This is a genomic window from Desulfatiferula olefinivorans, assembly GCF_054657895.1.
Map to the genome: position 1 here is coordinate 73,208 of NZ_BAAHXV010000022.1, position 7,054 is coordinate 80,261.

General features: G+C 57.8%; 6 protein-coding genes. 3 read left to right on the forward strand and 3 right to left on the reverse strand.

The genetic code is table 11. The features are described from left to right. The first annotated feature begins 177 nt into the window (after positions 1 to 177). Together dnaJ and queD are read left to right on the forward strand one after the other, a co-directional pair. The gene (gene dnaJ, locus ACYQ11_RS15150) at positions 178 to 1,281 is read left to right on the forward strand and encodes a molecular chaperone DnaJ (protein WP_459924648.1); all 1,104 of its coding nucleotides are present in this window, start codon (positions 178 to 180) and stop codon (positions 1,279 to 1,281) included. A 36-nt stretch (positions 1,282 to 1,317) separates the two neighbouring features. After that, positions 1,318 to 1,695 carry a 6-carboxytetrahydropterin synthase QueD gene (gene queD / locus ACYQ11_RS15155; RefSeq protein WP_459924649.1) on the forward strand — a complete coding sequence of 126 codons (378 nt, stop codon included), beginning with the start codon at positions 1,318 to 1,320 and terminating at the stop codon, positions 1,693 to 1,695. A gap of 18 nt (positions 1,696 to 1,713) precedes the next feature. On the opposite strand, the gene hisA is transcribed toward queD, so the two are convergent. Continuing rightward, positions 1,714 to 2,466 carry a phosphoribosylformimino-5-aminoimidazole carboxamide ribotide isomerase gene (gene hisA, locus ACYQ11_RS15160; RefSeq protein WP_459924650.1) on the reverse strand — a complete coding sequence of 251 codons (753 nt, stop codon included), beginning with the start codon at positions 2,464 to 2,466 and terminating at the stop codon, positions 1,714 to 1,716. A gap of 307 nt (positions 2,467 to 2,773) precedes the next feature. Between hisA and ACYQ11_RS15165 the strand changes: the two genes are divergently transcribed. Continuing rightward, complete coding sequence (locus ACYQ11_RS15165) at positions 2,774 to 5,017, forward strand: vitamin B12-dependent ribonucleotide reductase (protein ID WP_459924651.1); 2,244 nt, start codon at positions 2,774 to 2,776, stop codon at positions 5,015 to 5,017. Positions 5,018 to 5,174: 157 nt separating this feature from the next. Here the strand turns inward: ACYQ11_RS15165 and ACYQ11_RS15170 are convergent, their stop codons facing one another. Beyond that, on the reverse strand, positions 5,175 to 6,044 hold the full coding sequence (locus ACYQ11_RS15170) for a DUF4412 domain-containing protein (RefSeq protein ID WP_459924652.1): 870 nt from the start codon (positions 6,042 to 6,044) through the stop codon (positions 5,175 to 5,177). 404 nt (positions 6,045 to 6,448) lie between these two features. After that, positions 6,449 to 7,054, reverse strand: a 606-nt coding sequence (locus ACYQ11_RS15175) for a transposase (protein ID WP_459924653.1), incomplete at its 5' end; no start/stop codon positions are given.

Genomic DNA, 7,054 nt, shown 5'->3' on the forward strand with positions numbered 1-7,054 from the left:
CCCGAATTATGATTTAAATTACTTTGTCAGTTTACAATTGGGTGCCTGTTGGTTTATACCTGGGCCAACAAAAAAGACAGAAAAAACAACCGATGAACCCTGCAGACCGATCATCGGCACACGATTATCACAGTGCCGCCGGTGTGACAAGTCTGCATCATGTTTTCAGGATCTTCGATGACGGCAAAACGCGATTATTATGACGTGCTCGGCGTGAAACGGGACGCCGATGCGGCGGAATTAAAAACCAAATACCGCAAACTGGCGCTGAAATATCACCCGGACCGGAACCCCGACAACAAGGAAGCCGAAGACAAATTCAAAGAGGCCGCAGAGGCCTACGAGGTTCTCAGCGATCCCCAGAAACGGAGCATTTACGACCAGTACGGCCACAAAGGCCTTGAAGGTGCCGGTTTTTCAGGAGCCGGGGGATTCGAGGACATTTTTTCAAGCTTCGGCGATATTTTCGAGGATTTTTTCGGGTTCGGGAGTTCCAGACGGGGGGGACGGAGCCGGGTTCAGCGCGGGTCCGATCTTCGGTACGACCTGACCATTGACTTCATGGAAGCGGCCTTCGGCACGGAAAAAGAACTGAAAATCCAGAAAATGCAGACCTGCGACACCTGCCGCGGAGACGGTTGCAAACCCGGCACCCAGCCCGAGGTCTGTCCGACCTGCCACGGCAGCGGTCAGTTCAGTCAGAGTCAGGGTTTTTTCACGGTCCGGTCCACCTGTCCCCACTGCCAGGGACGGGGCAAGCGCATTCCCAACCCCTGCCCGGACTGTAACGGCCGGGGGCAGACCATGATCACCAAGACCGTGTCCCTCAAGGTCCCCGCCGGCGTCGATTCGGGATCACGCCTGCGATTGACCGGCGAGGGGGAAGGCAGCCCCAACGGCGGCCCTCCGGGCGATCTTTACGTCTTTCTCCAGGTCAAACCCCACAAATTCTTTCAGCGCAGCAACACCGACATCATCTGCCTGGCCGAGATTTCCTTTGTCCAGGCCGCCCTGGGGGCCAAGATCACCGTACCGACCCTGACCGGCGAAGAAACCCTTAAAATTCCCGCCGGCACCCAGTACGGAGACACCTTCCGGCTGCCCCAGCAGGGCATCGCGTCCCTTCGAACCGGCCAGCGGGGGGATCAGATCATTCAGGTTGAAATCAAGACACCCGGCAACCTGTCCAAAAAGCAGGAAAAGCTACTCAGGGAATTCGAGGAGCTCGATGCCGGAAAATTCACCAACCGGCTGAAGAACCTTCTCAAAAGCAACGGCTGACAGCCTGATCCAAGAAACCCTAGCCCGGAGAAAACAATGTTCGAATTGAAAGTGCTGACACGATTCGCCGCCGCCCACCGACTGACCATGGTGGCCCAACAATGTGAAAACCTCCACGGCCACAACTGGAAGGTCGAAGTGTGCGTGGCCGGAAAATCTCTGGACGCGGGCGGGGTGCTCATGGATTTCGGGATCATCAAGAACCATGTCCGGGAGATCATCGACCGGCTGGACCACACGTACCTGAACGAGCTCGAAGATCTGGGCGGACGCCCGCCTTCATCGGAAACCATCGCCGTCTATATCGCCGAGGAAGTCCAGAAACACTTTGACGCAACGCCCCGGTTCTGGGTCTCCCGGGTCAACGTCTGGGAATCGGACGACGCCTGCGCCTCATACATCGTCGAACGATAGACCCTGCCGCCGTGGGCGTTATCGAAACCGGACCATGTCTGTGTAGGACAGATGCGTTCCGCCGAAGAGGTCCAGGGCGCTGCCCACGGTGAAGTCGATGCGCCCCCGGCCCAGGCGGTCGATGGCCGCAATGTCCGCCATGGACCGGATGCCGCCGGCGTAGGTCATGGGAATACCGGCCCAGGAGCCGAGAAGCCCGACCAGATCCTCTTCGATGCCCCGGCACATGCCTTCCACATCCACGGCATGAACCAAAAATTCGTCGCAATACGAGGCCAGACGTTCCAAAAGGCCCGGGGTGACCGCTTCCCGGGTGAAGGTCTGCCAGCGGTTGGTGACGATCAGATAGTCCTTCCCGCGCTTCCGACAGCTCAGATCGAGGACCAGCCGCTCTTTTCCGATCCGTTTGACCAGGGTGTTCAGCCGTTCCATATCCACCACCCCGTCATGGAAGACCCAGGAGGTAACGATCACATGGGAGGCGCCCGAATCCAGCCAGTCTGCGGCGTTGTCGCCGTCAATGCCCCCGCCGATCTGCAATCCTCCGGGAAAGGCCGACAGCGCTTCCCGGGCGGCCGTCTCGTTACCCGGTCCCAACTGAATCACGTGACCGCCGATAAGTCCGTCATCCCGATAGCGCTCCGCGAACCAGCGGGCCGGTTTTTCCGCCGTGAAGTTGGTTTCCGGCCCCTCCGGGCCGTCACTCAGGGTGCCGCCCACAATCTGCTTGACCACGCCCTGATGCAAATCGATGCAGGGTCTGAATTTCATACGCACCTTCCTTTGTGTCCATACAATCCGAATCCGTTTGTTTACGCCATGTCCTCCCCGCCTGTCAATGCTTTCCACGCCATGGAAACAGGTCAAAGATCGACATGTAGTATTGTTTGATATTGACAGCACAACATGATGTATGTAATGTGTCAAAAAAAGCCCCTGGAAACCCTTGGGCCGATTCCGATTCAACTCCGTCAACGCCAACAGCCGCTATCCGTGCCGGGTTAACCCTGCCTCCGTCTGCGGCCTTTTATTGTTGGTTCACCCTAAACTCAAGGCACACACACCGGGAGTGACACCGATGAACGCCAAAATAAAAAAAACCGCGGGCGTCGAACGCCTGAAACTGCACCCGAACACCCTGACCGTCCTTGAAAAACGTTACCTGAAAAAAGATCTCGACGGCAATCTGTGCGAAACCCCCGAGCAGCTTTTCCGACGGGTCGCCCACCACATCGCCCAGGCCGAAGGGCGCTACACGGACGAGCCTTCGGTCGTGCAGGACCTCGAAGACCGGTTTTACGCCATGATGACCGAATTCCGCTTTCTGCCCAATTCGCCGACCCTGATGAACGCGGGCAACGAGCTGGGCCAGCTGGCGGCCTGCTTCGTGCTGCCGGTGGACGACAGCCTGGAGGATATTTTCGAAGCGGTGAAAAACGCCGCGCTGATTCACAAATCCGGCGGGGGGACCGGCTTTTCCTTCTCCCGTCTGAGGGCCAAGGACTGCCGGGTGGGATCCACCGGCGGCGTGGCCTCGGGTCCGGTGTCCTTTATGAAAATCTTCAACACCGCCACCGAACAGATCAAGCAGGGGGGTACCCGCCGGGGCGCCAACATGGCCATCCTCCGGGTGGATCATCCGGATATCCTGGAATTCATCCACTGCAAGAAAAACAACCGGGACTTGAACAACTTCAACATTTCCGTTGCGGTCACCGACACCTTCATCGAGGCGGCCCATGCCGGAAAGCCCTACGCCCTCATCGATCCCCGGGACGGCAAGCCCGCGGGCGAGCTGAACGCGGCCGACGTCTATCAAAGCATTGTCCGGCAGGCCTGGCAGAACGGTGATCCGGGCATTATCTTTCTTGACCGGATCAACCGGGACAACCCCACGCCGGAGCTTGGGGAAATCGAATCCACCAACCCCTGCGGCGAACAGCCCCTGCTGCCCATGGAGGCCTGCAACCTGGGCTCCATCAACCTGGCCGCCTTTGTCGTCACCGACGAGAAAACCGACAAACCCCAGGTGGATTACAAGGCCCTCAAGGATACGGTGGATCTTTCGGTCCGGTTTCTGGACAACACCATCGACATGTCGGTCTACCCCCTTCCGGCCATCAGCGACATGGTCCGGGGCAACCGCAAAATCGGGCTGGGGGTCATGGGCTTTGCCGATCTGTTGTTCCGCCTGAACGTGCCTTACAATTCCGAAGCGGCCATTCAGCTGGCCCGGGACATCATGGGGTTCATCCAGAAAGAATCCCACAAGGCCTCCTGCAAGCTCGGCCAGGAACGGGGCGTGTTTCTGAACTTCGACAAAAGCGTCTACAAGGGCAAAAAGAATCTGACCCTCAGGAACGCCACCACCACCACCATCGCCCCCACGGGCACCCTGTCGATATTGGCCAACTGCTCGAGCGGCATCGAACCCCTGTTCGCCCTGAGCTTTGTCCGGCGGGTCATGGACAACAACGAACTGATCGAGGTCAACCCCTGGTTCGAGGCCGTGGCCAGGGAGAAAAAATTTTACAGCCCCGAACTGATGGATCTCATCGCCCGGACGGGCAGCATCGCCGAAATCGACGATATTCCCGAAGCCGTCCGCAAGGTCTTCGTCACGGCCCATGACGTGGCTCCGGAATGGCATATCCGCATGCAGGCGGCCTTTCAGCAGTTCACCGACAACGCCGTGTCCAAAACCGTCAACCTGCCCCAGAGCGCCGGCGTGGACGAGGTCCAGGCCATTTACGATCTGGCCTTCCGACTGGGCTGTAAGGGCGTTACCATCTACCGGGACGGCAGCAAGGACAACCAGGTCCTCTCCTTCAACGCGCCGTCGAAAAACGGAGGCCCCGTCATCGATATCCGGGAACGCCCGGAAACCCTCGAAGGGTTCACCACGAAAATGAATACGGGCATGGGACAGCTCTACGTGACCGTCACCGAGCTGGACGGGCGACCCTTCGAAGTGTTCGCCACCATCGGCAAGTCGGGGAAATCCACCACGGCCAAAACCGAGGCCATCGGTCGCCTGATCTCGCTGGCCCTCAGATCGGGGGTGGACGTGGCCGATGTCATCGAGCAGGTCAAGGGGATTTGCGGGGAACACGCGGTGTTTCAGAAGGGCGGCCCGGTCCTGTCCATCCCCGACGCCATCGGACGGGTCCTGGAAAAACGCTATAAGGATCGCATCGCCAAGCGTCCGATGAAAACCAGCCATTCACTCAAAGCCGACGTCTGCCCGGACTGCAAGGGCACCCTCAGCTTCGAGGAAAGCTGCATGATCTGTCACGCCTGCGGATTTTCCAAATGCGGATAAAGCCGGGCAGGCACGGTGATCGTGCCTGTCCGGGTAAGGATTTGGCCCCGTTCATGGATGAACCGGGGCCGGCACGACGGACACGAAAAAATGACACCCATTTTTTTTCGTGTTCCGTCGTGCTCAGCAGCAAACGACGCGAACGAGAGGGCGGGGCCTATTGCCCCATCATCGACTGCATCTTCTTTTCAAGAGCCTTGGCCTTTTCCACCTGGCCGCTCTGGTAAAGCTGCTGGATTTCAAGGGACATCTGCATCATCATCATGGGATCGGCGGTCTGCTGTTTTCCTTTTCCTCCGGAGCCCGCACCGCCGGGGACACCCTTCCGGTCGTAACCTTTGACCCGGTTCGGATCAAAGAGGGCGTCATCGACCGGTGCGTTGAACACCACCGAGGCGACACGGACCGTATCCAAGCGTTCACCGGCTTCATACGTCGTGATACGGTGGGCGAAAGGGCGGCCGCCCACGGACTTGAACTCTTCGTAGATCACCGTGGTCCGGTCGTCATCCATGCCGCTTTCCTCCTTGACCAGCACCCTTTCCTTTTCCGAAATCCAGAGCCGCTCGATCTCTCCCTCTCCGAAATCCACGTCGAGTTTACGGCAGACACGTCCCGACACCGTTTCACGCCCCAGATCCGTCACCTGAACCGGCATCCGGTCGGCCTCGTCCTCCTCGTCCTCATGGGCCAGCTTCATCACGCCCATCATCGGAGAGAAGGTCCAGGAATGCTTCCCATCGTCGATCACGATGGTCTTGTCCCCCACCTTGCCCATCATCGGGCTGGGACTGGCCTTGACCACCGATTCCATGCGCATTTTATCGCCCTTTTTGGAAAGCGTCACCTCGGCCGTCATGCCCTGGGCCTCGATGGTCTGTTTTACGGTCATGGTTTTGGCCGCCGCCTCATGGTCTTTCTCTGCGGCCTGATAGGCTTTGTAAAAAGCCATGCCGTCGGCAGCCAGAACCTGCGACGCCGTCATCAGCCCCACCACAACAAAAACAACCCCCCTGCACCACATCATCTTACCCTCCAGTTCCGGGATCGATCCCCGTCTTCCATGCGATTCGATTGTCATTGGCCGGACACCCGCCCCGACCGGGCAGGCTTTTTTTATTTAGCCGGTTCACCGGGGTTTGACAAGTCCATTTCAAGCCGCACGACCTGTGCCGTGAAAGAGCTGAAAAGGGACATACAAACTATACACCCGACCATAACAAACGGCGATCTCCACACGCAGTGGTATCGTCACAAAGGCCGTTTAGATACGAAAACCCCTTACCGCCCGCGATGAAATCAGCTTTTATGGATCAAAAGGATGATGTTAAACGACGATTTTGTGAAAGAGGCCCGACCCATGAAACAGCTTGGCCGTTCCATTTGCGTCAATGGGATGTAAAACACCGAAGGGTCAAAATCACAAAACGATCAGGAAGACAGCCGCTTGAGAGAATACAGGCCATCCAGACCCGTGATGGGCCTTGGCTTTTTTTCGTGCCTGGACTGAAAGACGTGCTTGAACTGCCGGTAATGCTCAGCCACAAAGGCCCGGCTTCCAATGATGCCGGCATCGGTGAAATACCGGGTTCGGTTCATGAACCGGGCGGTTCGGGTGGATTCGAAATTTCGCTCACGTTCTTTTTCGACAATGTCCTTGTCAATGACGTTTTTGCTTTTTCCGTCGGATCGGCCCATCGCTCCGGCCTCATAGACAAACCGCCGATAGCGTCGGAAACGCTCCACCTCGTTTATCTCACCGAATTCCACCAGACCGAAATCCGTGGAAAGAAAGCCGTCCCGATTGCCTGTCCGGCTGTGATAACCCAGCGAGCACCAGCGGTAATCCTCAGGCCGCTTGACAATGCCTGCGCGGATCGCGTTCAGGTCGATATAGGCCAGGCAGTTGATCAGCGTTTCTCCTTTTTCGACGATCACGCTCTTGAATCGTTCACCCCACAGGGTTCCTTTCCGACCATTAACCTTGTTGTAATAGCGGGAAAAGGTCTGCTTCACGTCGCGCACGAATTCGGACAG